The sequence below is a fragment of the Rhizobium sp. 25PS6 genome (assembly GCF_032464655.1).
GTDB classification, from domain to species: Bacteria; Pseudomonadota; Alphaproteobacteria; order Rhizobiales; family Rhizobiaceae; genus Rhizobium; species Rhizobium laguerreae.
In genome coordinates this window covers 159,353-184,707 of sequence record NZ_JAWDIV010000010.1, presented here as the reverse complement: position 1 = coordinate 184,707, position 25,355 = coordinate 159,353, and the positions used below count along the sequence as shown (strand labels likewise).

The window sequence follows — 25,355 nt, the reverse complement described above, 5'->3', positions numbered from 1 at the left end:
ATTCGCTCATCTTATCCCAGCGGGAAAGCGCTTTGCCAGGGCGGCACGGAATGTTATCTGCCGGGTTGCGATCTGACACGCACCTGACACACAAGGGACGGGCCGATGAACGACGAACTGAAGCCCTGGAGCGTGACGGCAAGCCGCATCACCTATGAGGATCGCTGGATCCGTGTCCGGAGCGACGATTGCATCACCGCCGATGGAATCGTCGTCGCGCCCTTCCATGTGCTCGATTATCCCGACTGGATCAACGTCATACCTGTGATGCCCGACGGACGCGTGCTGCTGACGCGGGAATATCGGCATGGCCGCGGCGAAATCGTGCTCGGTCTGGTCGCCGGCAGCCTCGAACCCGGCGACAGCAAGATCGGCGATGCGGCGATGGCGGCGGCCGAGCGCGAACTCCGGGAGGAGACCGGCTATGAAGCCTCGACCTTCGTCAAGCTGCTCACCTCCTATCCGAATGCCGCCAACCACAGCAACGTGGTGACGAGCTGGCTGGCGCTCGGCCTCAGCCGAGCCGGCGAACCGTCTTTTGACCCCGGAGAGAAGGTTGAGCTGCTGTTTGCGGATCTTGCTGCCATCCTCGGCGAGCTGCAGTCCGGCGCGGTCATCATGCAGTCGATGCATGTCGCGGCCCTTTATGCGGCGGAAAGCTGGCTTCGCAGACAGGCCTCCGAGGGCTTGAAATAGGCGCCGCGCCGGGAAAACCCTGTCCGCTTGCCCGGGCCGGCCGGCAGCGCAGTTGATCCGCCCCGCTTTTCTGGGCTACTGCATATTCAAAGTGCCGCAGCGCGCTTTGCGCGTTTCAAAAGACGCCCAGGCCTGCAGCCGACACAAAGCCGATAAGACACCCCGACAGAGACGCGGAAGAGCACGTTGAAACAGAGAGAAGGCCGGCCGGGCCAGAAGAAAACATCGGGTCCTTCCGGTGAAAGCCGCAGGGACGATCGGGCAGGCCGGCCGCCGAAGCCGGTCTCGCGGCCCGCGGCGAGCCGTGAGGCGGTGCGCGAGGCTGCTGTGCCTGCCGCCGTCGTGCGTCCCCTGATGACACGCAGCGGCGAGCGCCCGACCGAGCGCGTGCCGGTCATCCTCGAATCGCTCGGGGCCGGCGACTTCCATCTGATCGACAGCGGCAACCGCGAAAAACTCGAGCAATACGGCCCCTATCGCATCATCCGTCCGGAAGCCCAGGCGCTGTGGCGGCCTTCTCTGGCGCCCCAAGTCTGGGAAAAGGTCGATGCCGCCTTCACCGGCGACACCGACGAGGAAGGCACCGGCCGCTGGCGCTTCCCGAAGGAGGCACTCGGCGAGACCTGGCCGCTCAACCTGCTCGGCGTCGATTTCCTCGGTCGCTTCACCTCCTTCCGCCATGTCGGCGTCTTCCCCGAACAGATCGTCCACTGGAGCTGGATGAAGGATCAGGTCGAAAAGGCCGGCCGGCCGCTGAAAGTGCTGAACCTCTTCGGTTATACCGGCGTCGCCTCGCTGGTTGCCGCCGCAGCCGGCGCCGAGGTCACCCATGTCGACGCCTCGAAGAAGGCGATTGGCTGGGCGCGGGAAAACCAAGCGCTCGGGCGCATGGAGAAGCTGCCGATCCGCTGGATCTGCGAGGATGCGATGAAATTCATCCTGCGCGAGGAACGCCGCGGCAGCCAGTACGATATCATCCTCACCGATCCGCCGAAATTCGGCCGTGGCCCCAATGGCGAAGTCTGGCATCTCTTCGAGCATCTGCCGTTGATGCTCGATGTCTGCCGCGAGATCCTGTCGCCGAAGGCGGTGGGCCTGGTGCTGACGGCCTATTCGATCCGCGCCAGCTTCTATTCGATCCACGAGCTGATGCGCGAGACGATGCGGGGCGCCGGCGGTGTGGTCGAATCCGGCGAGTTGGTGATTCGCGAAGCCGGCACCGACGGCAAGACGCAGGGCCGCGCGCTTTCCACCTCCCTCTTTTCCCGCTGGGTGCCGAAATGAGCAAGGACTTCCACGATCAGGGACCGCGCAGGGTCGGACAGGTGAAGGAAGTCACTTCGCTCGCCAATCCGATCATCAAGGATATCAAGGCGCTGACGAACAAGAAGTCTCGCGAGGAAAGCGGCACGTTCCTCGCCGAAGGGCTGAAGCTCGTCATCGATGCGATCGAACTCGGCTGGGCGATCCGCACGCTGGTCTATGCCAAGGCCGCCAAGGGCAAGCCGCTGGTCGAGCAGATGGCGGCAAAGACCGTCGCCTCGGGCGGGCTGGTGCTCGAGGTCAGCGAAAAGGTGATCGCCTCGATCACCCGCCGCGACAATCCGCAGATGGTCGTCGGCATCTTCGAGCAGCGCTGGACGCCGCTGAAGGGTATCCGACTGAGCGAGGGCGAGACATGGGTTGCGCTCGACCGAGTACGCGACCCCGGCAATCTCGGCACCATCATCCGCACGGCCGATGCGGCAGGTGCTTCCGGCATCATACTTCTCGGAGAAACGACCGATCCCTTCTCGCTTGAAACGGTGCGGGCCACCATGGGCTCGGTCTTTGCCGTTCCGGTCGCGCGGGCGACGCCTGAGGAATTCATTGCCTGGCGGAAATCGGCCGGCGTTTCCGTCGTCGCGACGCATCTTGCCGGGGCGGTCGATTACCGCACGATCGACTACCGGAAAAAGCCCGTCGTGCTGTTGATGGGCAACGAGCAATCCGGCCTGCCCGAGCAGTTGGCCAGGGAGGCCGACGCGCTTGCCCGCATTCCGCAGCAGGGCCGCGCCGATTCCTTGAACCTCGCCGTCGCCACCGCCGTCATGCTTTTCGAGGCACGCCGCCATCTCCTCTCACTTGCCGAGGGCAAATGACCGAACAGACGCATGCACGCCCGGCGCTGTTTTCGCGCCCGGCACCGATCCTCTTCTTCATCGTCGTCGCCGTTCTGATCGACCAGGCCGTCAAGATCGCCGTTGATCATTACCTGCCGCTGCAGGAGGCGGTGCCCGTCGTTCCGATGCTGGCGCTCTACCGCACCTATAATCTCGGCGTCGCCTTTTCGATGCTATCAGGCATGGACGGCTGGTTCATCGTCGGCATGCGGCTCGTCATCGTCGCCTTCGTCATCTGGCTATGGTACCGCACGGCGAAGGATCGCTGGATCGCTCATCTCGGTTATGCGCTGATCATCGCCGGCGCAATCGGCAATCTCGTCGACCGCTTCGCCTATGGGCATGTGATCGATTACATTCTTTTCTACACCGAGAGCTGGTCCTTCGCGGTCTTCAATCTCGCCGACAGTTTCATCACCATCGGGGCCGGCTGCGTCATTCTCGACGAGTTGCTGCTGCCGAAAAAGGCCAGCCGCTAAAATCTTATCGAAATCCTGAAGGCATTCGGAACGGGCCTCATGTTAGTCAGATAGCATGCAGAACCTGGGACAGTTGCAGGAAAGATTGTCCGCCGCCTTCGGTGGACCCGCCGCCAAGCCGCATGAGAAGCGGATGGAGGTCCTTTCCCCGCGGCCGAACGTAGCGGCACCCCGGGGCGCCGATGACCGCCAGAGCGGGCCTGCACCGACACGGCGCCTGCTGTTCTACTGGCTTGGCGGCGCCGGCCTTCTTGCCGCAACGATCCTGATGCTGCTTGCCCACGCCGGCGATCCGCTGCTGCTTTCGGGTGGTCTCGTCATCCTTGGCCTTGCCGTCATCGCCAGTTATGCCCTGTTGATGGTTCGCTCGCGCAGGGCCGGGCAGCGCTCCGGTCAACCCATGCCGGATTGGGACGCCGGCGTAAAGCTTTTCGCCGACGTGCACGACGTGCTCGGCGACATCACGGTCAGCCGCACCATGGACCGGCGCATCATCGCCGCCAACGATACTTTTCGCCGCCTGACTGGACGGCTGCGTCCGGAAGGACGCACCTGCGAGGAGATCGGGCTTGCCTTCCGCCCCGGGCCGGTACCGCATTGCTACGACGTCGAGATTTCGACGCCGGAGGGCCAGCGCATCTTCCTCTGGCGCGATGTCGTCACCCGCGACCCGGCAAACGGCCGCCTGCTGCTGCAGAGCGTTGCCCGCGACGTGACCGACGAGCGGCTGATCGCACAGGGCCGCGAGGAGGCTCGCCAGAAGGCCGAGTATAACAGCGCCGCCAAATCGAGGCTGCTTGCCACCGTCAGCCACGAGGTGCGCACGCCGCTTTCCGGCATCCTCGGCATGACGCATCTGATCGCCGAGACGCGGCTGACGCAGGAGCAGCAGAACTATCTCGCAAACATCCGCCAGTCCGGCCACGCCTTGACGCAGCTCGTCGAGGATCTGCTCGACTTCTCCACCATCGAAGTCGGCCGCTTCGCGCTGCACCCGCGCTCGGAATCGCTGCGCAAACTGCTGGAAAGCGTCGTCGAGATGCTCGCCCATCGGGCGCATGAAAAGGGCATCGAGATCGGCGCCACCGTGTCATCCGACGTGCCCGAAAATATGAGCTTCGATCCGGCGCGGCTGCGCCAGGTTCTGTTCAACGTTATCGGCAATGCCGTGAAGTTCACCCAGGTCGGCGGCGTCTTCATCCGCGTGTCGCTCGACGCCGGCGACTTGCTGATCACCGTCACCGATAGCGGTCCCGGCATGACGGCGGAGGAGCAGGCGCGCGTCTTCGGCGAGTTCGAGCAGGGCGGGAGCGTTGCCGACAAGAGCAGCGGCACCGGGCTCGGCCTTGCCATCTCCGCCCGCATCATGCGCGAATTCAACGGCGCGCTGACGGTTGCCAGCGAAATGGGCAGAGGCAGCGAATTCACCATCCGCTTCCCTGTCGATATCGGCAGCGAGCGCCCCGACCGGCGAAACACGCTGCTTGCCGGCAACAGTGTCGTGCTGCTGGCACCGGCAGGTGCTGCGCGCACTGCCATCGCCGAAACGATCACTGCGCTCGGCGGTCTCTGCCATCTCGTAGGCGACGGCGAGACGGCGCGGGCAACGCTGCTCGAACTGGCGAAGGGCGGACGGCGGCCGACCGACATCATCATCGACCATCGCATGTCGGCGGAATTTTCCGCTCATCTTGCCGATCGCGCCGACATCGCCGCACTTGGCCTGCGCAAGGTCCTGCTCGTCAATCCGGAAGAGCGCAGCGCCCATCCGCTCGACCTCTTCGATGCCTGGCTGATCCGGCCGCTGCGCGAACAGTCGCTGATCGACGTGCTGCGCGGGCGCATGCGCGGCATGGAGAAGCGCGACGCGCTGAACGACAACCAGCCGGGTTTCGGGCTTTCGGTGGCGGAGACGCTGGTTGCCGCCAGCGGGCTCAGCATCCTGCTCGGCGAAGACGATCCGATCAATGCCATGCTGGTGCGTGTCGTTCTGGAAAAGGGCGGGCACAAGGTGCGCCATGTCGAAGATTTCGAGACACTGCTCGACTGTGCGCTCTGCGAGGCCAATGCCCGGCCCGATATCATCATCAGCGATCTCTCGATGCCTGGCGGCAACGGTATCGACATGCTGGGACGCCTGCGTGGCCACGAGCGGCGGCTCGATCTCGCGCCGGTGCCGGTGATCGTACTGACTGCCGACAAGAGCGACGAATCACGCCGCCAAGTCTTGCTCAACGGCGCCAATCGCGTCATGATAAAGCCGGTCGATCCGGTGCGGCTGCTGACCGAAGTTCAGGCGGTTGCCGCCCTTTCCGCCCGCCGAGCAGAGGCGCGGTGAGCGCCTCAGAAACCGGCACGCTTCTTGCGCTTGGAAATTCAAAATGTCACTTTCCTGTCGTAGAGAAGTGTTTTATGGCGTCGATAAGCCGGTAACGGGAGAATCGTCATGTCCGCCATCGACATCCTGAATCGTGACACCACGGCGGAGGCTGCACGGCCCTCGACGGCTGCCGTGCAGAAGGACGGTGATATCCTCGGCCGCATCGGCAATCTGGAGACCCGCCTTGCCCGCACAGCACGCGAGATCGATGCCGCCCAGGCCGTGCGCTACCGCGTCTTCGTCGACGAAATGAAGGCGCAGCTGCCGGTGGACGCCATGCGCCGCCAGCGCGATGTTGATGCCTATGACGCTGTCTGCGATCATCTTCTCGTGCTCGACCGCTCGATCGAGGGCGACCCGGAAGACCAGATCGTGGGCACCTACCGGCTGCTGCGTCAGGATGTCGCTATCGCCAATGGCGGTTTTTACTCGGCTTCCGAATTCGAAATCGAGGGCCTTGTCGCCAAACATCCGGACAAGCGCTTCATGGAACTCGGCCGCTCCTGCGTGCTGCCGGAATACCGTACCAAGCGCACCGTCGAGCTCCTGTGGCAGGGCAACTGGGCCTACGCGCTGAAGCACGGCGTCAGCGCCATGTTCGGCTGCGCCTCTTTCCCCGGCGTCTATCTCGAAAGCCACGCGCTGGCGCTGTCCTTCCTCTACCACAATGTGCTGGCGAAGAACGAATGGGCCGTCGGCGCCCTGCCGCATCTGGCCCGCAACATGGACCTGATGCCGGTCGAGGCCATCAACCCGAAGAGGGCACTGATGGCCCTGCCGCCGCTGATCAAGGGCTATCTGCGCCTCGGTGCGATGGTCGGCTCCCACGCGGTCGTCGATCATGCCTTCAACACGACCGACGTGCTGATAGTGCTGCCAATCTCCAGCATTTCGGACCGTTATCTGAATTATTACGGCGCCGACGCCGGCCGCTTCGCGAGCTAGAACCTTTCCTAGAGCCTTTCCGGGCGCCGGCAATGCTTCAGGGCATGATCTCTATCGGGGTATGAGTGGGGACGCGGGCCCAGATTTCGCGCATCTCCGAGTTGGTTACTGCAACACACCCATCGGTCCAATCCCAAAGGTGGTGGACGTTTCCGAACAGGCCCCAGCCATTGGGAAGCCCGTGGATCATGATATCGCCCCCGACTGGAAAGCCTCCGGCTTCAGCGTTGCGCCGATCATCCGGGCTTGGATAGGAAATGTGCAGGCTCAGATAGGCCATAGACTTTGGATTTCGCCAGTCTATTTCATAACGCCCTTCAGGTGTTTTCTCGTCACCTTCTCGTTGCTTGGGCCCGGCATCGGCAGCCGTGCCGAGAGAAATCCGGTATGTAGAGATGGGAGCGTCGCCTCTGAGAAGGACCATGCGGCGTTCGGATTTATAGACGCGGATGAGGTCGCCCGTTGTTCCGATGGCGCATCTGGAGGCGGCGAGCCTGAGCCGACCCTCGCCATCAATTTCGTATAAGCCAAACAGCTGGCGACCACGATGGCTAGAACAACAAGCTTGTTTCTCAACATGATCTCATCTTCAGGAGCTGCGCTCGAGGCTATGCACGATCGGCCGGCAACGGCCAGAACATGATGCCGAAAAGTGTGCGCGCGTTTCGGGCGACATCCTGATCTACCGGCCGGGTAATCATGATGCCTTCACCCCTCTGCGCCAGTCTAAAGCCGGATAAGTGCCCAGCCGACGCGCTGTCGGCCAGGCACCAATAGGCGCCTCACATGCGCGGGCGCGTTTACGACCCCCCGTAGGCGGCGATCGCCGCCATATTGACGATGTCGCTGTCCTTGGCGCCCATCGAGGTGATCTGCACCGGCTTGTCGAGACCGACGAGGATCGGGCCGATCACCGTGGAGCCGCCGAGCTCCTGCAGCATCTTGGTGGAGATCGAGGCCGAGTGGAACGCCGGCATGACAAGCACGTTGGCCGGACCGGAGAGGCGGCAGAAGGGATATTGCTCCATCACCTTGCGGTTCAGAGCGACGTCGGCCGCCATCTCGCCGTCATATTCGAAATCGACGCGGCGCTTGTCGAGGATCTTCACCGCCTCGCGCACCCGCTCGGAGCGCTCGCCCGAGGGATGGCCGAAGGTGGAATAGGCGAGCATGGCGACACGCGGCGGATAACCCATGCGCCGCGCGAGACCTGCGGCCTCTTCGGCGATATCGGCAAGCTCTTCGGCCGTCGGCATGTCGTGCACCGCCGTATCGGCAACGAAGACCGTGCGACCGCGGCAGAGCGCCAGCGACACGCCGATGACGCGGTGGCCCGGTTTCTCGTCGATGCAGCGGCGCACATCTTCGAGGGCCGTCGAATAGTTACGGGTGATGCCCGTCACCATGCCGTCGGCATCGCCGAGCGCCACCATGGTGGCGGCGAAGTGGTTGCGGTCGTTATGGATCAGCCGCTGGGCGTCGCGGTGGAGATAACCGTGCCGCTGCAGCCGGGCATAGAGATAGTCGATATAGGCCTCGACCCGGGTCGAAAGCCGGGCATTGACGATTTCGAGGCCCGGCCGGTTGAGATCGATGCCGGCACGTTCCGCCGTCGCCCGGATCAGGTCCTCGCGGCCGAGCAGGATGGCAGTGCCGAGCTGCTGGTTGGCGTAGGACATCGCCGCACGCAGGACCTGTTCTTCCTCGGCCTCGGCAAAGACGATGCGCTTCGGACGGCGGCGGACGCGCTCGTAAAGGCTGGCGAGGGTCGAAGCGATCGGATCGCGGCGCGCCGAAAGCTCGCGGGCATAACCGGCCATGTCGGTGATGACCTTGCGGGCGACGCCGCTTTCGATCGCGGCCTGCGCGACCGCCACAGGGATCGCCGAGATCAGCCTGGGATCGAAGGGAACGGGGATAATGTATTGCGACCCGAAACGCGGCCGATTGCCCTGATAGGCGGCAACGACGTCATCGGGCACGTCCTCGCGGGCAAGGTTTGCCAGCGCGTTGACGGCGGCAATCTTCATCGCGTCGTTGATGGTCGAGGCCCGGACATCGAGAGCGCCGCGGAAGATATAGGGAAAGCCGAGGACATTGTTGACCTGGTTCGGATAGTCCGAACGGCCGGTCGCCATGATGGCGTCGTCGCGGATGCGGGCCACCTCTTCCGGGGTGATCTCGGGATCGGGATTGGCCATGGCGAAGATGATCGGCCGCTCCGCCATCGAGCGGATCATCTTGGCCGAAAACGCGCCCTTCTGCGACAGGCCGAGAACGACGTCCGCGCCTTTCATCGCCTCTTCCAGCGTGCGCGTGTCGGTCTTTGCCGCGTGCGCCGACTTCCACTGGTTCATGCCCTCGGTGCGGCCCTGGTAGATGACGCCCTTGGTATCGCAGAGGATGACGTTCTCAGGCGCAAAACCCATCGCCTTGATGAGTTCGACGCAGGCGATCGCCGCAGCACCCGCACCGTTGCAGACGAGCTTCGTCGTCTTCAGGTCGCGGCCGGTCAGTTCCAGCGCATTGATCAGGCCGGCGGCGGCGATGATCGCGGTTCCATGCTGGTCGTCATGGAACACCGGAATGTCCATCAGCTCGCGCAGCCGGCTTTCGATCACGAAACAATCCGGCGCCTTGATATCCTCGAGGTTGATGCCACCGAAGGAAGGGCCGAGGAAGCGCACGCAGTTGATGAACTCGTCGACATTTTCGGTATCGATCTCGAGGTCGATGGAATCGACATCGGCAAAGCGCTTGAACAGCACCGCCTTGCCTTCCATGACGGGCTTGGATGCCAGCGCGCCGAGATTGCCGAGGCCGAGGATCGCCGTGCCGTTGGAAATGACAGCGACCATGTTGCCGCGCGCCGTATAGTCGTAGGCTGTCTGCGGATCGGCGGCGATCGCCTTGACGGGCACGGCAACACCCGGCGAATAGGCAAGCGAGAGGTCACGCTGCGTCGCCATCGGCTTGGTCGGGTTGATCTCCAGCTTGCCGGGCCGGCCCATTGCGTGAAAATCGAGCGCCTCCTGGTCGGTAACTGAGGTCACCGGCCGGTCCTTCTTATCGATATCGGGCATAAATCCTCCAACGTCCTGTGGGCGACGCTTTGCTCTTCCTCAAATGCTGTTGTCATCTATAGCGGCGCGCGGATAGGGTTGGCACCTGTTTTTTTGGGAAAAACTGCACCTCCGTGAACGCACGAATAGACACAGGGAATGAAGCCTTTTCGGCGGCCGAGCTCGCCACGGCGGAAAGCCGTGCCTCGGCGACGCCGATGATGGAGCAATATATCGAGATCAAGGCGAACAATCCGGATTCGCTTCTGTTCTATCGCATGGGCGATTTCTACGAGCTGTTCTTCGAGGATGCGCTGGAAGCCTCACGCGCGCTCGGCATCACGCTGACGAAACGCGGCCAGCACATGGGCCAGGATATCCCGATGTGCGGCGTTCCGGTGCATGCGGCCGACGATTATCTGCAGAAGCTGATTTCGCTCGGATTCCGCGTCGCCGTCTGCGAGCAGATCGAAGATCCGGCCGAAGCGAAGAAACGCGGCGCGAAATCCGTCGTCAAGCGTGACGTCGTGCGCCTCGTCACTCCAGGCACGATCACCGAAGAAAAGCTGCTTTCGCCCTCGGAATCCAACTATCTGATGGCGCTGACCCGCATTCGCGCCAGCGGCGAGGCCTTGCTGGCGCTTGCCTGGATCGATATTTCCACAGGCGTCTTCCGGCTTGCCGAGACCGAAGCCTCGCGCCTCCTTGCCGATATCCTGCGCATCGATCCACGCGAACTCATCCTGCCCGACACGATCTTCCACGATCCCGAACTCAAGCCGGTCTTCGACCTGCTCGGCCGGACAGCCGTGCCGCAGCCTTCCGTGCTCTTTGACAGCGCCAGCGCCGAAGGCCGGATCGCGCGGTATTTCGGCGTCGCGACGCTCGACGGCTTCGGCGCCTTCTCACGCGCCGAGCTGGCGGCAGCAGCAGCAGCCGTCGCCTATGTCGAGAAGACGCAGATTGCCGAGCGTCCGCCGCTTGGAAAGCCGGAACGGGAAAGTGCGGCCTCGACGCTGTTCATAGATCCCGCCACCCGCGCCAATCTCGAACTTGCCCGCACGCTTTCCGGCGATCGCAACGGTTCGCTTTTGAAGGCGATCGACCGCACCGTCACCGGCGGCGGCGCCAGGCTTCTTGCCGAGCGGCTGATGTCGCCGCTGACCGACCCCGCCCGCATCAATGCGCGGCTCGATTCGATCGGTTTCCTGATCGACGAACCCCTGCTCTGCGGCAATCTGCGCGACACGCTGAAACATGTGCCCGACATGCCGCGCGCCCTGTCGCGCCTGGCGCTCGACCGCGGCGGCCCGCGCGATCTCTCAGCGATACGCCAGGGTCTTGACGCGGCGAGCGGAGTTGCGGCGATGCTCGGCGAGGCGATGCTGCCCGAAGAGCTCGGCCAAGCGCTATCCGGGCTGCAGGCGCTTCCCGCGGCCCTGGAGAAGCTGCTTGCCGAGATGCTCGCCGACGAATTGCCGCTGCTGAAACGCGATGGCGGCTTCCTGCGCGACGGCGCCAGCGCCGAGCTCGACGAGGTCCGGGCACTGCGCGACCAGTCGCGTCGCGTCATCGCCGGCCTGCAATTGCAATATGCCGAGGAGACCGGCATCCGGTCGCTGAAGATCAAGCACAACAACGTCCTCGGCTATTTTATCGAAGTGACCGCCGGCAATGCCTCGCCGATGACGGAGACGGCGGATGCGAAGGCCCGCTTCATCCACCGCCAGACGATGGCGAACGCAATGCGCTTCACCACGACCGAACTTGCCGACCTCGAAAGCCGCATCGCCAATGCCGCCGACCAGGCGCTGACGATCGAACTCGACGCCTTCGACAGGATGACGGCGGCCGTCGTTGCGGAAGCCGAGGCGATCAAATCGGGTGCCCGGGCGCTTGCCGTCATCGACGTCGCCGCAGGCCTGGCGCTTCTCGCCGAGGAGCAGGCCTATTGCCGCCCGCAGGTCGACGGCTCGAAGATGTTTGCCATCGAAGGCGGGCGCCATCCGGTCGTCGAGCAGGCGCTGCGGCGGCAGGCCGGCGGCCCCTTCGTCGCCAACCATTGCGATCTCTCGCCCAAGACCGGCGACCGGGACGGGGCGATCTGGCTGCTGACCGGCCCCAACATGGGCGGTAAGTCGACCTTCCTGCGCCAGAACGCGCTGATATCGATCCTGGCGCAGATGGGCTCCTTCGTGCCGGCGACATCGGCCCATATCGGCATCGTCGACCGGCTTTTTTCGCGCGTCGGCGCCTCCGACGATCTGGCGCGCGGGCGCTCGACCTTCATGGTCGAGATGGTGGAAACGGCGGCGATCCTCAACCAGGCAAGCGACCGTTCCCTCGTCATCCTTGATGAGATCGGCCGCGGCACCGCTACGTTCGACGGTCTGTCGATCGCCTGGGCCGCCGTCGAGCACCTGCATGAGGCCAATCGCTGCCGCGGGCTGTTCGCCACGCATTTCCATGAGTTGACCGTGCTTTCGGAAAAGCTTGGCCGGCTATCGAACGCTACGATGCGCGTCAAGGAATGGGACGGCGACGTCATTTTCCTGCACGAGGTCGGGCCGGGTGCGGCGGACCGCTCCTACGGCATCCAGGTCGCGCGCCTTGCCGGACTTCCGGCCTCGGTCGTGGCGCGGGCCCGCGACGTGCTTACCCGTCTGGAAGATGCCGACCGCAAGAACCCGGCGAGCCAGTTGATCGACGACCTGCCGCTTTTCCAGGTGGCGGTGCGCCGCGAGGAAACGGCCCGCGGCTCCTCCAAGGTCGAGGAGGCGCTGAAGGCGATGAGCCTTGACGACATGACGCCGCGCGAGGCAATGGATGCGCTTTACGACCTCAAGAAGAAGCTGAAATAGGAGCGGCGCGCCATGTTCATGGAAAAACTGGTTCGCGAAACCGAGCGCCTCCAGCTCATCTGCTCCATGCTCGATACGATGCGGCGCGCCGATAGGGACCGCAATGCCCGCGGCTGGACGTCGCCGATCGGCATGCTGAAAATCACCCGCTGCTGCGCTGTGATCTCAGAGCTCGGAACCTCGATTGCCAAGGCGGGTTATCGCGAATGCGACAGGCAGGCGCTCGAGGAGATCATGCGCGAGACACGGCAGGTGCTGCATTTGCTGAATGCGCGGGCCGCCGGCTGAGGATTCCGGGAAAGCCGGCGCCTTGCGTCAAAGCGCCGTCGCCTCTTGCGGCGAACCAACACCATTTCGCCAAATTTAAAGGTTCTTGCAGTATGAAGGCCCGTGTCAATCGCCGGGCAAAGGGGCTATAGCGCATGCAGACGAAACAAGCGGCAGGCCGTGAACCGGCAGTCCGGCATGAACAGGAAACCACCCCGGCGACAGCGATGCGCGACCTCGATTTCTCCAATATCCTCGACGTCGAGCTCTTGCAGAAGCAGTGTGACGCCGTTGCCGAGGCCAACCGCAACCGGCCCGACGTGCTGCGCGCCGATCTTTTGGCGGTGCTGAAGAAGGCGAGCACCGAGGGCCGGCAGAAGGCGCGCGAGGCACTGATGGCCGACGGCGGCGGGCTCAATTGCGCCTACCGGATTTCCTGGCTGCAGGACCAGATCACCACCGTCCTCTACAATTTCGCCACCGCCCATATCTTTCCGCAGCAGAAGGACAAGTTCGCGGTCACCGCCGTCGGCGGCTACGGCCGCGACACGCTGGCGCCCGGCTCCGATATCGACCTGCTGTTCCTCTTCCTGCCGAGACCGGCGGAAGAGACGCACAAGGCGGTCGAATTCATGCTCTACGTGCTCTGGGACATGGGCTTCAAGGTCGGTCACGCCACCCGCACGGTGGAGGAATGCATCGCGCTTTCCAAGTCCGACATGACGATCCGCACCGCCATCCTGGAGATGCGCTATATCTGCGGCTTGCAGCGGCTGGAAACCGAGCTCGAGACCCGCTTCGATAAGGAAATCGTCACCGGAACCGGTCCCGAATTCATCGCCGCCAAGCTTGCCGAGCGCGACGAGCGCCACCGCAAGGCGGGCGACACGCGTTATCTCGTCGAACCGAACGTCAAGGAAGGCAAGGGCGGGCTTCGCGACCTGCACACGCTATTCTGGATCTCGAAATATTATTATCACGTGCGCGACCAGGCGGAGCTGGTCAAGCTCGGGGTGCTCTCCAAGCACGAATACCGCCTGCTTGAAAAAGCCGACGATTTCCTCTGGGCGGTGCGCTGCCATATGCACTTCCTGACCGGCAAAGCCGAGGAGCGCCTGTCCTTCGATATCCAGCGCGAGATCGCCGAAGCCTTCGGCTATCACACCCGCCCGGGCCTTTCGGCCGTCGAGCGATTCATGAAACACTATTTCCTCGTCGCCAAGGATGTCGGCGATCTCACGCGCATCCTCTGCGCCGCGCTCGAAGACCAGCAGGCGAAGTCGATCCCGGGCCTCACCGGCGTCATCAGCCGCTTCACCCATCGTAACCGCAAGATCGCCGGCAGCGTCGAATTCGTCGAAGACCGCGGCCGCATTGCGCTGGCCGACCCCGAAGTCTTCAAGCGCGACCCGATCAACATCATCCGGCTCTTCCACGTCGCCGACATCAACGGGCTGGAATTCCATCCGGACGCGCTGAAACGCGTTACCCGTTCCCTCGCTTTGATCGACAATGCCTTGCGGGAAAACGACGAGGCCAACCGGCTATTCATGTCGATCCTGACGTCGAAGCGGGATCCGGCGCTCATCCTGCGCCGGATGAACGAGGCCGGCGTGCTCGGCCGCTTCATCCCCGAATTCGGCAAGATCGTCGCGATGATGCAGTTCAACATGTATCACCACTATACGGTCGACGAACATCTGATCCGCACGGTCGACATTCTCTCCGAGATCGACAAGGGGCGCGCCGAGGATCTGCATCCGCTCGCCAACAAGCTGATGCCCGGCATAGAGGATCGCGAGGCGCTTTATGTCGCCGTGCTCCTCCACGACATCGCCAAGGGCCGCCAGGAGGATCATTCGATCGCCGGCGCCCGCGTCGCCCGCAAGCTCTGCACGCGCTTCGGCCTGTCGCAGAAGCAGACGGAAATCGTCGTCTGGCTGATCGAGGAACATCTGACCATGTCGATGGTGGCGCAGACCCGCGACCTCACCGACCGCAAGACGATCACCGATTTCGCCGACCGCGTGCAGTCGCTCGACCGGCTGAAGATGCTGTTGATCCTGACGATCTGCGATATCCGCGCCGTCGGTCCGGGTGTGTGGAACGGCTGGAAGGGACAGCTGCTGCGCACGCTCTATTATGAAACCGAGCTGCTGCTCGCCGGCGGCTTTTCGGAGGTCTCCCGCAAGGAGCGGGCCAATGCCGCTGCCGAGGCGCTGCATTCGGCGCTCGCCGACTGGAGCCAGAAGAACCGCAATACCTATACCAAGCTGCACTACCAGCCCTATCTGCTCTCCGTGCCGCTGGAAGACCAGATCCGCCACGCCCATTTCATCCGCCAGACGGATAGAGCGGGCCAGGCGCTCGCCACCACGGTGCGCACCGACAGTTTCCACGCGATCACCGAGATCACCGTGCTGTCGCCCGACCATCCGCGGCTGCTCGCCGTCATTGCCGGCGCCTGTGCTGCGGCCGGCGCCAACATCGTCGACGCCCAGATCTTCACCACATCGGACGGGCGGGCGCTCGACACGATCCATGTCAGCCGTGAATTCACCGACGATGCCGACGAGCTGCGGCGGGCGGCGACGATCGGACGGATGATCGAGGACGTGCTGTCCGGCCGCAAGCGCCTGCCCGAGGTAATCGCCACGCGCGCGCGCAACCGCAAGAAGAGCAAGGCCTTCGTCATTCCGCCGTCTGTCAACATCACCAACAGCCTGTCGAACAAGTTCACCGTCATCGAAGTCGAATGCCTCGACCGGCCGGGGCTGCTGTCGGAGATCACCGCCGTCCTTTCCGATCTGTCGCTCGACATCCAGTCGGCCCGCATCACCACCTTCGGCGAGAAGGTGATCGACACCTTCTACGTCACCGATCTGGTCGGCCAGAAAATATCAGGCGACAGCAAGCGCGCCAACATCACCGCCCGGATGAAGGCCGTCATGGCCGAGGAAGAAGACGAGCTGCGCGAGCGCATGCCCTCCGGCATCATCGCACCCGCCGCCACCGCCCGGACCCCGCCTGCCAGCGAAAAAAAGGCCGGTTCCCCCATATGAGCTTGAACGCATGAGTCCCCACGCATGAGCCCAAACGCATGAGCCTCGTCAAGAAATTCGCGACCGTCGGCGGCGCCACCCTCGGCAGCCGCATCTTCGGCTTCGCCCGTGAAACGCTGATGGCTGCGGCGCTCGGAACCGGACCAATGGCCGACGTCTTCTACGCCGCCTTCCGCTTTCCGAATCTCTTCCGACGGCTGTTTGCCGAGGGCGCCTTCAACGCCGCCTTCGTGCCGCTCTTTGCCAAGGAGATCGAGGCGAACGGCACGGATGGCGCCAAGCGCTTTTCGGAAGAAGTGTTCGGCGTGCTGTTTTCGGTGCTGCTCCTCATCACCATCGTGATGGAGCTTGCCATGCCGCTCTTGGTGCGCTTCGTCATCGCGCCGGGCTTTGCCGACGATCCCGAAAAGTTCTCGATCACGATCCGCATGGCGTCCGTGATGTTTCCCTATCTGATGTGCATGTCGCTGACGGCGATGATGAGCGGCATGCTGAATTCGTTGCATCATTTCTTCGCCGCCGCCATCGCTCCCGTCTTCCTCAACGTGGTGATGATCGGGGCGCTGCTTTATGCGCTCTATACCGGCGCCGATCCGCTGGCGACGGCCTGGTATCTCTCCTGGGGCGTGCTTGCCGCCGGCGTCCTGCAGCTTGCCGTCGTCTATGTCGGCGTGCTTGCGGCCGGCATGAGCATCGGCTTCCGCTTCCCGAAGATGACTGCGAATGTCAAGCGGCTGCTGATCCTGGCGGTGCCGGCGGCGGTGACGGGCGGCATCACCCAGATCAACCAGCTGATCGGCCAGGCGATTGCGTCGTCCCGCGACGGCGCGATCGCAGCACTGCAATATGCCGATCGCATCTATCAGCTGCCGCTCGGCGTCGTCGGCGTCGCCGTCGGCGTCGTGCTGCTGCCGGAGCTTGCCCGGGCGCTGAAGGGCGGCAACCTGCGCGAGGCCGGAAACCTGCAGAACCGCTCGATCGAATTCGTGCTGTTCCTGACGATCCCCGCCGCTTTCGCGCTCTGGATCCTCTCCGACGAGATCATCCGCGTGCTCTATGAGCGCGGCGCCTTTCATCAGGAAAACACCGCCGTCGTCGGCTCGATCCTGGCGATTTACGGCATCGGCCTGCCGGCCTTCGTACTGATCAAGGCGCTGCAGCCCGGCTTCTATGCCCGCGAAGACACAAAGACGCCGATGCGCTTTTCGGCCATCGCGGTGGCGACCAACTGCGCCACGGCGCTGACCCTCTTTCCCTATATGGGCGCGCCCGGCATCGCCGTTGCCGAAGCCACGGCCGGCTGGATCAGCACCGTGCTGCTGTTTGCCACGCTTTTGCGCCGTGGCCACCTGACATGGGAATGGGCGCTGGCAAAGCGCACCGCCCTGCTGATCGTCGCTGCGGCCGTCATGGGTGCGGCCATCGTCTTCCTCAAGCAATATTGGGCGCCATGGCTTGCTTCCGGCGCGCCGCTTCTCACCAAGATCGGCACCCTCGGGCTGCTGATTGCGATCGCCATGCTGATCTATTTCGCCGCCGCCTTCCTGGTCGGCGGGGCAAATCTCGGCATGATCCGACGCAATCTGAACCGCAAGGCGGCGCCGGCAAAGGACGGGTGAGGCCAGTCGCACCACCGTGTCTCTGGCTACTTGATGGCTGTGGCTTGCGACCAGACAACCATCCATCGTTCGTCATGCCGCTCATACGTGTCGGTGTGCCAGTAGTCGTTGAGGGCGACTTTGTGGCCGCCGAAGACGACCTCCAGCTGAGCGCGATACCGAAGAACGGCGACACCGTCATAAAGCCGCACGGCAATGTCAGCAGGCTGCCAGGTCAGGTATTTGATCTGCCCGGAGGCGATCGCACCCAGATATTCTTCCTTTGAAAGGGCGGCACCGATTGGCGTTATCAGCTGGAAGTCCGGAGCGTGAAGCTGTCGTGCCCGAACCATATCGGCGCTGACCAGGGCACGCAGCCTCGCGCGCTCCGTTTCGCGAAGAAGGTTGGCCTCACTGGCCGATTGGGATGCGTTGACGGTCGGGATTGTCATGTCCGTTCTCCGATTGAGCTAAGCCCGATGCCGAAAAGTGTGAGCGGTTTTCGGAGCATCGTGTCTAACTATGTAATTGAAATAAAATTCTCATCTTAGGCCGACCGCCCAAAATCATCCTGGTCCAGGATCGTTCAATTTCTCTGTGGCGGCGATCATGATGCAGTCACTGGCCGTCGCGTTGCCGATTCTCCACTGGACGCCGGCACCAATCCCAAGTCGATGAGGCTTTGGGCGCTGGCGCGGATGCATTGCTCTTCGGGACGTGAGCGCCACCCGAGGACGCGGTGGGCTTTTGCTGCACTGACACTAAGATCGCGATTGAGCTCATGAACAATGGTTCGTGCATCGGGGTCGGATTGCGCCATGACCCTGACGATCTCGTCAGAGACTACGCCTGACGGCAGGCGGGAGGCATGGTCGGGAAAGGAATGGGCAAGAATGGCCACAAGGTCCTTGAGCCAGAAAAACCGTCCACCGATGATGAACCGCTGGCCGCCGGCAGCAGGAGTGGTCATCGCTCGAATGTGGGCATCGGCGGTATCGCGCACATCCACGACGGAGAAGCCAAAGCGCGGGATACCGTTGAATCGTCCCGTCATCAAATGGTGGATCAATCCAACAGACGTCCCGAAATTCGGCCCGAGCAACGGCCCGAGGATCATACTCGGATTGATCACTGCCAGATCGAGCCCGACGTCATGAGCAAAGCTCCAGGCAGCCCGTTCGGTCAGCGTCTTGGATTTATAATAGGGCGTCGCCCGCGGGCTTTCCGGGTCGGTCCAATTCTCTTCGGTAAAAGGCGCCTGCCCGTCGCCATGGTTGGTGGCAGCTATGGAGGATGTCAGAACCACACGTTTGACCCGTGCCCGATGCGCCTCGCGAAGCACGCGCAACGCACCATCGCGAGCTGTCTGGATCAGTGCTTTCTCATTTTCGGGATATCCCGGAGGGAAAGGCGATGCGGTGTGAATGACATAGTCACATCCTTCGACTGCCGCTGCCCAACCGCCATCGCTATCAAGATCGGCCTGCACCAGACTGAGGTTTTGCAGTTGCCCGTCTGTGTGCGCTCCAAGCTGACCGACCGTCGCAGCGCTTGTACCGATGCTGCGCAGGCTTCCTCTGACCCGATACCCCTGCTTGAGCAACTGCAAGGCAATGTGGCCTGCGAGAAATCCGCCAATGCCGGTCACCAATACGATGGCGCCATTAGAATTATCTGACGTGATACTCATGGCATCTCCTGACTGCGCACCGATGCGCCTTCATCGACTTAGACAGAAATACATTATCTGTCTACTCGTCTTTTGACAGAATGGTCACAAAATGGCAGTCTGTCCAAATGACGCAGAATGATCGAAAAATCGCCCAAATTCTCGATGCTGCCCTGCCGGTGTTCGTGCGTTTCGGCTTTCGCAAGACTTCCATGGCCGACATTGCGCGTGCCGCAGGAATTTCGCGAGCATCGCTCTATCTGAGCTTCAACAGCAAGGAAGAGCTTTTCCGAGCCGGCTCCATGCGAGCGCATACTCGCGCATTGGATGAGGTAGGAGCGGCCCTCGCGGGACAGTGGAACGCGTTTGACCGCATGGAAAGGGCCATAGCAGTGTTTCAGCGGGAGTTAATCGCCCCTTTTGGCGGCAGTTCCGATGCAGAAGAACTGTTTGCCGCCAATATGGCCTTGGCTGCGGATATCACGCTCGACGCGCGGACACGGCTATTGACTATGCTGACACAGACGCTGAATGCCGCTGCGGAAGCCAAGGAAATCGATCTCGAACCACTGCAGGCCTCGCCTCATCAACTGGCCAATATCATGATGGCTGCAATGGATGGGATCAAACACGCGCAATGGAATGGTTCCAGCCTCGATGACGATACAAAACTATTCATGCGCCTCTTGCGAGTGGCGGTGACGCCGCGAAGCGGCCAATAGAGTTGGTCGCGGCAGGTCTTTTCGCCGTCACTGAATCGCGATCCTTAAACCGGAATGGGAAAAGGTGGACCGCATGGTTCCTCAGCAATCCACCCATCGTCGCTGCGGTCCGACGTCGACATGAATGATGCCGTTGCAATAGCTGCCGATGCCGCCGATGCCCGGCGCGCTTCTTGCGGCAGCAATGATCGTGCGCTCCGACAGGCCGGGTATCCTGATATCGGCCGCCAGACACTTCCCGTGCAGGGACCCATGGCGGCGGGGATGCGGCCTGTGGCCAGAGGTTATCACCGGGCGTCGCCCGGTCTTCGCGGCGATATGCGACAGGATCGCTCGCAGGCGCCCTGGAAAACAGCTGGCACGAACGCTGACGGTCTGGACCGTGTAGGCGAGACGTGCCTGAGGTTTTGGAAGATGAATGGCATGCCTTTTCATGTCTTGACCGACGGCAGCCGTTGCTGATTGTAGGGCGAAAAGGCCTGCCATGGCGAGCAAAATTGCGTTCTGCATGGTCGCTCCGATCGGCTATCCCAGCGACCCCAACGGCGCCGGCACCAGACGCAGGATTTTCGGTTCAAAAAAAGCTTTTTTGTGAAATTTCATACTCAGATATGAGTAAGGCGGCTGATCAATTCGGCTTAAAATCCGGGGAATTGCCGCTCACAACTGGAATAAACATCTCAAACGCGAGGCAGCACATGGTGATCCAGTCTCTTTTTCTCGTCACCCTCGTGGTCGACGATTACGACCGCGCCAAGGCTTTTTACTGCGATGGTCTCGGTTTCGATTGCCTGCAGGACGAGCTACAGCCGGAGGGCAAGCGCTGGGTGGTGGTGAAGCCAAGGGGTGGGGATGGAGCCGCCTTTCTGCTGGCGCAGGCGGCAGACGAGACGCAGCGCGCGGCCATTGGCAATCAGACCGGCGGCCGTGTCGGCTTCTTTCTGAAGACCGACGATTTCGCCCGCGACCATGCCGCGATGCTGGCGGCCGGCGTGCGCTTTCTGGAAGAGCCGCGTCATGAGGTTTACGGCACGGTGGCGGTGTTTGCGGATCCCTACGGCAACACTTTCGATCTGATCCAGCACACTGCCGCCTGAACCCCTTGATTGCGACCGGTTGCCCGTGCATAAGCCGCGGCGTTAACAACATGGGCGAAAAGCCCTGCTGCATTCTGCAGCAATTAAACTGTGACAGCGTGGGCCCTCCACCAGCCTATTGAGGACGACATGAACGAATTCAAGAAACTCGTATTCTCCGGCGTGCAGCCGACCGGCAATCTGCATCTCGGCAATTATCTCGGCGCGATCCGCCGGTTCGTGGCGCTGCAGGAAGGCAATGACTGCATCTACTGCGTCGTCGACATGCATGCGCTCACCGCCCAGCTCGTGCATGAGGACATGCCGAGCCAGACGCGCTCGATCGCCGCCGCCTTCATCGCCGCCGGCATCGATCCGGAAAAACATATCGTCTTCAATCAGTCGGCCGTGCCGCAGCATGCCGAACTCGCCTGGATCTTCAACTGCGTCGCCCGCATCGGCTGGATGAACCGGATGACGCAGTTCAAGGACAAAGCCGGCAAGGACCGCGAGCAGGCCTCGCTCGGGCTCTACGCCTATCCGAGCCTGATGGCCGCCGACATTCTCGTCTATCGCGCCACCCATGTGCCTGTTGGTGAGGACCAGAAGCAGCATCTGGAGCTTGCCCGCGACATCGCGATGAAGTTCAACCTCGACTATGCCGAGCATATCAGCAGGACCGGCTACGGCGTCGACATCACCGTCGGCAACGAGCCGGTGCATGCCTATTTCCCGATGGTCGAGCCGTTGATCGGCGGGCCGGCGCCGCGCGTCATGTCGCTGCGCGACGGCACCAAGAAAATGTCGAAGTCGGACCCCTCCGATCTCTCGCGCATCAACCTGATGGACGACGAGGACGCGATCTCGAAGAAGATCCGCAAGGCCAAGACCGATCCGGACGGTTTGCCGAGCGAGATCGACGGGCTGCAGGGCCGTCCGGAAGCCGACAATCTCGTGGCGATCTATGCCGCACTCGCCGATAAGTCGAAGGCAGACGTGCTCGCCGAATTCGGCGGTCAGCAATTCTCCATCTTCAAGCCGGCGCTGGTCGAGCTGGCAATCAACGTGCTCGCGCCGATCACCGGCGAAATGCGCCGGCTGATGGATGATACCAGCCATATCGACGCGATCCTGCGCAAGGGCGGCGAACGCGCAAGGGCACGCGCCGAGGTGACCATGCGCCAGGTGCGCGACATCATCGGCTTCCTCTATTGAGATAGATCTCCTCTTCTCCCTGTCGCGGTAGAAGAGGATTTCTTCTGGGGCATCACGGCAAAAACTGGACTTGCATATTTTCCGCTTCGGGTGTCAGAGTCCGCGCCATGGTATCGAAGCGACTCTCACGGCTCGAAGGTCACCGCCGCAAATTCATGGCAGTGATCGACGGTACACCCGAATGCCAACGCGCCGTTCATTATGCCGGCCGGCGCGCGAAGAATTCCAATGGCGGGCTGGTGCTGCTCTATGTGATCCCCGACGGGGATTTCCAGCAATGGCTCGGCGTCGAAGAGATCATGCGGGCCGAAGCGCGTGAGGAGGCCGAGGCGGTGGTTGCCAAGATCGCCCAGATCGTGCGCGAGACCATCGGCATCGAGCCCGAGGTCGTCATCCGCGAGGGCGGCGCTGCCGAACAGATCAACGCCGTGATCGAGGAAGACCGCGATGTAGCGATCCTGGTTCTGGCCGCCGGTTCGGCGAAGGAAGGTCCAGGGCCGCTGGTTTCCTCGGTTGCCGGTCGCGCGGCGGCGTTTCCGATCCCGGTCACCGTGCTGCCGGATACGCTGACCAACGAGGAAATCGATGCCCTTTGCTAGAGCATGATGCCGAAAAGTATGAGCGGTTTTCGGACGACATCATGCTCTAACTATATAATGTAGAACAGGATTCAGATTTTATGCTAACGGGCCTAAAATCATCCTGTTCTGGCATTTCTTGAGTACAAGTCTCTTGATTAGAGCCGTCAATCGGCTTATCTTCTTTTGAAGAATTCTAAAGACGGCCGAGGCCCTGGCCGACCGCATGGAGAACCAGATGTTCATTCAGACCGAAGCCACGCCGAACCCCGCCACGCAGAAGTTCCTGCCGGGCAAGGTGGTGATGGAAAACGGCACGGCAGAGTTCCGCAGCACTGAGGAGGCTCAAGCTTCGCCGCTCGCTGCCCGCCTGTTCGAAATATCCGGCGTCACCGGCGTCTATTTCGGCTATGATTTCATTTCCGTCTCCAAGGATAATGCCGACTGGCAGCATCTTAAGCCGGCTATATTAGGCTCGATCATGGAGCACTTCATGTCCGGCAAGCCGGTCATGGGCGATGCCTCCATCCTTTCCGAAGACGCCGATGCCGGCGACGAATTCTTCGACGAAGGCGATGAATCGATCGTGCTGACCATCAAGGAGCTTCTGGAGACCCGCGTACGCCCGGCCGTTGCACAGGATGGCGGCGACATCACCTTCCGCGGCTTCAAGGATGGCAAGGTCTATCTGAACATGAAGGGTTCCTGCGCCGGCTGCCCGTCTTCGACGGCAACGCTGAAGCACGGCGTCCAGAACCTGCTGCGCCATTTCGTTCCGGAAGTGCAGGAAGTGATTGCCGCTTAAAAATCTTGAATTCGTCCAGCCGTTCATCTCAGGTTCGGCCGAACGGGTTTATCGATAGGCGACACTGGTTTATTCGGAAATTGATGGCATGATCATTCTGGCGCTCGACACGGCAGGTGTGGACTGCGCTGCCGCCGTCTATGACAGCGGCAGGGATACGGTGCTGGGGGAGGCATCGGACATGATCGGCAAGGGGCATGCTGAACATCTGATTGGTATCGTCGATCGCGCACTCGATCAGGCGGGACTGGCCCTTTCGGATGTCGACCGCCTTGCCGTCACCATCGGTCCCGGCTCCTTTACCGGTATCCGCGTCGGCGTTGCCGCAGCCCGCGGTTTTGCGCTTTCCCTCAATGTGCCGGCCGTCGGCGTCACCACGCTCGAAGTCATGGCATCAGCCCAGCGCGACAAGACGCCTCATCGCGCCGTGCTGGCGGCGATGGATGCCAAGCGGGACGAAATCTATCTCCAGTCCTTCGCCGCCGACGGTTCGCCCCTCGACGCGCCACGGGCAGTCAGCGTTGCGGAAGCGCAGGTTTTTGCCGCCGGTTTTGACGGCGAGATTACCGGTTCGGCGACGCCGCTCCTCAAGGCCGACGCCTTCGGCGATCACACCAACAGGTTCCCGATCTCCGTCGTGGCGCGCCTGGGCGCTGCCGCCTCCCCCGATGCCGGAAAGCCGAAGCCCCTTTATCTGCGCGGACCCGATGCCAAGCCGCAGGCCGGGTACGCGATTGCGCGACGAGTATGACGATGCTGGAAAGCTATCTGACGCTGAAACCGGAATTCGAGATCATCGCCATGGAGCGCGAGGATTGCCGCGATGTTGCCGCCCTGCACGGCGAGCGGTTCGCCCGGCCCTGGGGCGACGGTGAATTTCACGGGCTGCTGATGCAGGATACCGTCTTCGGCTTCGTCGCGCGCCAGACCAATGCCATCCTGAAAAAGCCGCTTCCGGGGTTCATTCTCGCCCGCCATGTCGCCGGCGAGGCGGAGATCCTGACGATTGCCGTGCAGGCGAAGGTCTCCCGTGCCGGACTTGGCTGGCGACTGATGCAGGCGGCGATGCGGGAAGCGCGGTCGCGCGGCGGCGAGAGCATGTTTCTCGAGGTCGACAACGGCAATACGGCAGCGCTTGGCCTCTACCGCAAGCTCGGCTTCGAAAAGGTCGGCGAACGTCTGGGTTACTACAAACAAGAAAACGGCGCCCTCTCCACGGCGCTTGTCATGAAGCGCGTTCTTCGGTAGTTCCCTGGCAGCGAGATAACATGCAGGCCGGCGCAAATGCCCCAGCGGCGTTGTCGAAACACGAATATCTCTATAGGCCGGCGATGACTGATGTAGCCAAGACCCTCGAGGAGCTTTGCACCGAACGCGGCATGCGCATGACCGAGCAGCGCCGCGTGATCGCGCGCATCCTGGAAGATTCGGAAGACCATCCCGACGTCGAAGAACTCTACCGCCGCTCGGTGAAGGTCGATGCGAAGATCTCGATCTCGACGGTCTATCGCACCGTGAAACTATTCGAGGATGCCGGCATCATCGCCCGCCACGACTTCCGCGACGGGCGCTCGCGCTACGAAACGGTGCCGGAAGAACATCACGACCATCTCATCGACCTGAAGACCGGCACGGTCATCGAATTCCGCTCGCCGGAGATCGAGGCGCTGCAGGAGCGCATCGCCCGCGAGCACGGCTTCCGGCTGGTCGACCACAGGCTGGAGCTCTACGGCGTTCCGCTGAAGAAAGAAGATCTCTGAAGCAATGGCAGCCCGGGA

The 25,355-nt window shown here is 62.4% G+C and carries 22 protein-coding genes and 1 pseudogene; 18 read left to right on the top strand and 5 right to left on the bottom strand.

Annotation, left to right across the window (positions count from 1 at the left end):
- The first annotated feature begins 105 nt into the window (after nt 1-105).
- The 6 genes from RWK44_RS16455 to RWK44_RS16430 all read left to right on the top strand — a co-directional run bounded on the left by RWK44_RS16455 (nt 106) and on the right by RWK44_RS16430 (nt 6,662).
- The gene (locus RWK44_RS16455) at nt 106-696 is read left to right on the top strand and encodes an NUDIX hydrolase (RefSeq protein ID WP_168283928.1); all 591 of its coding nucleotides are present in this window, start codon (nt 106-108) and stop codon (nt 694-696) included.
- A 186-nt stretch (nt 697-882) separates the two neighbouring features.
- Nucleotides 883-1,980, top strand: a complete 1,098-nt coding sequence (locus RWK44_RS16450) for a class I SAM-dependent methyltransferase (protein WP_168283929.1) — start codon at nt 883-885, stop codon at nt 1,978-1,980.
- Complete coding sequence (locus tag RWK44_RS16445; RefSeq protein ID WP_164046407.1) at nt 1,977-2,837, top strand: TrmH family RNA methyltransferase; 861 nt, start codon at nt 1,977-1,979, stop codon at nt 2,835-2,837. The genes RWK44_RS16450 and RWK44_RS16445 overlap by 4 nt, the downstream gene beginning before the upstream one ends.
- Nucleotides 2,834-3,337: a signal peptidase II gene (lspA, locus tag RWK44_RS16440; protein ID WP_003556066.1), complete on the top strand. Its 504-nt coding sequence runs from the start codon at nt 2,834-2,836 to the stop codon at nt 3,335-3,337. Before RWK44_RS16445 ends, lspA begins: the two co-directional genes overlap by 4 nt.
- A gap of 55 nt (nt 3,338-3,392) precedes the next feature.
- Nucleotides 3,393-5,675 (top strand): hybrid sensor histidine kinase/response regulator, encoded by a 2,283-nt coding sequence (locus RWK44_RS16435; protein ID WP_168283930.1) that lies wholly within the window; start codon nt 3,393-3,395, stop codon nt 5,673-5,675.
- Nucleotides 5,676-5,783: 108 nt separating this feature from the next.
- On the top strand, nt 5,784-6,662 hold the full coding sequence (locus RWK44_RS16430; protein WP_131662977.1) for a GNAT family N-acetyltransferase: 879 nt from the start codon (nt 5,784-5,786) through the stop codon (nt 6,660-6,662).
- Nucleotides 6,663-6,699: 37 nt separating this feature from the next.
- Here RWK44_RS16430 and RWK44_RS16425 read toward each other — a convergent pair.
- Together RWK44_RS16425 and RWK44_RS16420 are read right to left on the bottom strand one after the other, a co-directional pair.
- Nucleotides 6,700-7,238, bottom strand: a pseudogene (locus tag RWK44_RS16425) (L,D-transpeptidase family protein).
- A 224-nt stretch (nt 7,239-7,462) separates the two neighbouring features.
- Nucleotides 7,463-9,745, bottom strand: coding sequence for an NADP-dependent malic enzyme (locus RWK44_RS16420; RefSeq protein WP_168283931.1), 2,283 nt, complete (start codon nt 9,743-9,745; stop codon nt 7,463-7,465).
- 113 nt (nt 9,746-9,858) lie between these two features.
- On the opposite strand from RWK44_RS16420, the gene mutS reads away from it, so the two are divergent.
- The 4 genes from mutS (at nt 9,859) to murJ (ending at nt 17,533) form a co-directional block, all read left to right on the top strand.
- Complete coding sequence (gene mutS / locus RWK44_RS16415) at nt 9,859-12,585, top strand: DNA mismatch repair protein MutS (RefSeq protein ID WP_168283932.1); 2,727 nt, start codon at nt 9,859-9,861, stop codon at nt 12,583-12,585.
- A gap of 12 nt (nt 12,586-12,597) precedes the next feature.
- A complete protein-coding gene (locus RWK44_RS16410) occupies nt 12,598-12,873 on the top strand; it encodes a hypothetical protein (protein ID WP_131662974.1) in 276 nt (91 codons plus the stop codon).
- A 134-nt stretch (nt 12,874-13,007) separates the two neighbouring features.
- On the top strand, nt 13,008-15,914 hold the full coding sequence (locus tag RWK44_RS16405; RefSeq protein WP_168283933.1) for a [protein-PII] uridylyltransferase: 2,907 nt from the start codon (nt 13,008-13,010) through the stop codon (nt 15,912-15,914).
- A gap of 38 nt (nt 15,915-15,952) precedes the next feature.
- Nucleotides 15,953-17,533: a murein biosynthesis integral membrane protein MurJ gene (gene murJ / locus RWK44_RS16400; protein WP_131662972.1), complete on the top strand. Its 1,581-nt coding sequence runs from the start codon at nt 15,953-15,955 to the stop codon at nt 17,531-17,533.
- Between the two features lie 26 nt (nt 17,534-17,559).
- Here the strand turns inward: murJ and RWK44_RS16395 are convergent, their stop codons facing one another.
- On the bottom strand, nt 17,560-17,964 hold the full coding sequence (locus RWK44_RS16395) for a nuclear transport factor 2 family protein (RefSeq protein WP_131662971.1): 405 nt from the start codon (nt 17,962-17,964) through the stop codon (nt 17,560-17,562).
- Between the two features lie 155 nt (nt 17,965-18,119).
- Entirely contained in the window at nt 18,120-19,202 is a 1,083-nt protein-coding gene (locus RWK44_RS16390) for an SDR family oxidoreductase (RefSeq protein ID WP_222060446.1), read from the bottom strand.
- A 107-nt stretch (nt 19,203-19,309) separates the two neighbouring features.
- Here RWK44_RS16390 and RWK44_RS16385 point away from each other — a divergent pair, with 107 nt between their 5' ends.
- Complete coding sequence (locus RWK44_RS16385; RefSeq protein ID WP_246621778.1) at nt 19,310-19,903, top strand: TetR/AcrR family transcriptional regulator; 594 nt, start codon at nt 19,310-19,312, stop codon at nt 19,901-19,903.
- Nucleotides 19,904-19,984: 81 nt separating this feature from the next.
- Here RWK44_RS16385 and RWK44_RS16380 read toward each other — a convergent pair whose 3' ends face one another.
- Nucleotides 19,985-20,413 (bottom strand): YcbK family protein, encoded by a 429-nt coding sequence (locus RWK44_RS16380; RefSeq protein ID WP_316029105.1) that lies wholly within the window; start codon nt 20,411-20,413, stop codon nt 19,985-19,987.
- Nucleotides 20,414-20,601: 188 nt separating this feature from the next.
- Between RWK44_RS16380 and RWK44_RS16375 the strand changes: the two genes are divergently transcribed.
- From RWK44_RS16375 to RWK44_RS16345, 7 genes are all read left to right on the top strand, one after another.
- Nucleotides 20,602-21,000 (top strand): VOC family protein, encoded by a 399-nt coding sequence (locus RWK44_RS16375; protein WP_316029104.1) that lies wholly within the window; start codon nt 20,602-20,604, stop codon nt 20,998-21,000.
- 129 nt (nt 21,001-21,129) lie between these two features.
- On the top strand, nt 21,130-22,194 hold the full coding sequence (trpS, locus tag RWK44_RS16370; protein ID WP_077977365.1) for a tryptophan--tRNA ligase: 1,065 nt from the start codon (nt 21,130-21,132) through the stop codon (nt 22,192-22,194).
- 107 nt (nt 22,195-22,301) lie between these two features.
- Nucleotides 22,302-22,793, top strand: coding sequence for a universal stress protein (locus RWK44_RS16365; RefSeq protein ID WP_003544884.1), 492 nt, complete (start codon nt 22,302-22,304; stop codon nt 22,791-22,793).
- A gap of 217 nt (nt 22,794-23,010) precedes the next feature.
- Nucleotides 23,011-23,577: a NifU family protein gene (locus tag RWK44_RS16360; RefSeq protein ID WP_012755783.1), complete on the top strand. Its 567-nt coding sequence runs from the start codon at nt 23,011-23,013 to the stop codon at nt 23,575-23,577.
- Between the two features lie 88 nt (nt 23,578-23,665).
- On the top strand, nt 23,666-24,328 hold the full coding sequence (tsaB, locus tag RWK44_RS16355) for a tRNA (adenosine(37)-N6)-threonylcarbamoyltransferase complex dimerization subunit type 1 TsaB (protein ID WP_221988262.1): 663 nt from the start codon (nt 23,666-23,668) through the stop codon (nt 24,326-24,328).
- Nucleotides 24,325-24,825 carry an N-acetyltransferase gene (locus tag RWK44_RS16350; protein WP_316029103.1) on the top strand — a complete coding sequence of 167 codons (501 nt, stop codon included), beginning with the start codon at nt 24,325-24,327 and terminating at the stop codon, nt 24,823-24,825. Before tsaB ends, RWK44_RS16350 begins: the two co-directional genes overlap by 4 nt.
- Nucleotides 24,826-24,908: 83 nt before the next feature.
- Entirely contained in the window at nt 24,909-25,337 is a 429-nt protein-coding gene (locus RWK44_RS16345) for a Fur family transcriptional regulator (protein WP_003544875.1), read from the top strand.
- Nucleotides 25,338-25,355: the final 18 nt, after the last annotated feature.

What these genes read in the sequence shown, in the direction of transcription:
- RWK44_RS16455 (WP_168283928.1), top strand. Translation starts at nt 106, where the DNA reads ATGAACGACGAACTGAAGCCCTGGAGCGTGACGGCAAGCCGCATCACC.
- RWK44_RS16445 (WP_164046407.1), top strand. Translation starts at nt 1,977, where the DNA reads ATGAGCAAGGACTTCCACGATCAGGGACCGCGCAGGGTCGGACAGGTG.
- lspA (WP_003556066.1), top strand. Translation starts at nt 2,834, where the DNA reads ATGACCGAACAGACGCATGCACGCCCGGCGCTGTTTTCGCGCCCGGCA.
- RWK44_RS16435 (WP_168283930.1), top strand. Translation starts at nt 3,393, where the DNA reads ATGCAGAACCTGGGACAGTTGCAGGAAAGATTGTCCGCCGCCTTCGGT.
- RWK44_RS16430 (WP_131662977.1), top strand. Translation starts at nt 5,784, where the DNA reads ATGTCCGCCATCGACATCCTGAATCGTGACACCACGGCGGAGGCTGCA.
- RWK44_RS16420 (WP_168283931.1), bottom strand. Translation starts at nt 9,745, where the DNA reads ATGCCCGATATCGATAAGAAGGACCGGCCGGTGACCTCAGTTACCGAC.
- RWK44_RS16410 (WP_131662974.1), top strand. Translation starts at nt 12,598, where the DNA reads ATGTTCATGGAAAAACTGGTTCGCGAAACCGAGCGCCTCCAGCTCATC.
- RWK44_RS16405 (WP_168283933.1), top strand. Translation starts at nt 13,008, where the DNA reads ATGCAGACGAAACAAGCGGCAGGCCGTGAACCGGCAGTCCGGCATGAA.
- murJ (WP_131662972.1), top strand. Translation starts at nt 15,953, where the DNA reads ATGAGCCTCGTCAAGAAATTCGCGACCGTCGGCGGCGCCACCCTCGGC.
- RWK44_RS16395 (WP_131662971.1), bottom strand. Translation starts at nt 17,964, where the DNA reads ATGACAATCCCGACCGTCAACGCATCCCAATCGGCCAGTGAGGCCAAC.
- RWK44_RS16390 (WP_222060446.1), bottom strand. Translation starts at nt 19,202, where the DNA reads ATGAGTATCACGTCAGATAATTCTAATGGCGCCATCGTATTGGTGACC.
- RWK44_RS16385 (WP_246621778.1), top strand. Translation starts at nt 19,310, where the DNA reads ATGACGCAGAATGATCGAAAAATCGCCCAAATTCTCGATGCTGCCCTG.
- RWK44_RS16380 (WP_316029105.1), bottom strand. Translation starts at nt 20,413, where the DNA reads ATGCAGAACGCAATTTTGCTCGCCATGGCAGGCCTTTTCGCCCTACAA.
- RWK44_RS16375 (WP_316029104.1), top strand. Translation starts at nt 20,602, where the DNA reads ATGGTGATCCAGTCTCTTTTTCTCGTCACCCTCGTGGTCGACGATTAC.
- trpS (WP_077977365.1), top strand. Translation starts at nt 21,130, where the DNA reads ATGAACGAATTCAAGAAACTCGTATTCTCCGGCGTGCAGCCGACCGGC.
- RWK44_RS16365 (WP_003544884.1), top strand. Translation starts at nt 22,302, where the DNA reads ATGGTATCGAAGCGACTCTCACGGCTCGAAGGTCACCGCCGCAAATTC.
- RWK44_RS16360 (WP_012755783.1), top strand. Translation starts at nt 23,011, where the DNA reads ATGTTCATTCAGACCGAAGCCACGCCGAACCCCGCCACGCAGAAGTTC.
- tsaB (WP_221988262.1), top strand. Translation starts at nt 23,666, where the DNA reads ATGATCATTCTGGCGCTCGACACGGCAGGTGTGGACTGCGCTGCCGCC.
- RWK44_RS16350 (WP_316029103.1), top strand. Translation starts at nt 24,325, where the DNA reads ATGACGATGCTGGAAAGCTATCTGACGCTGAAACCGGAATTCGAGATC.
- RWK44_RS16345 (WP_003544875.1), top strand. Translation starts at nt 24,909, where the DNA reads ATGACTGATGTAGCCAAGACCCTCGAGGAGCTTTGCACCGAACGCGGC.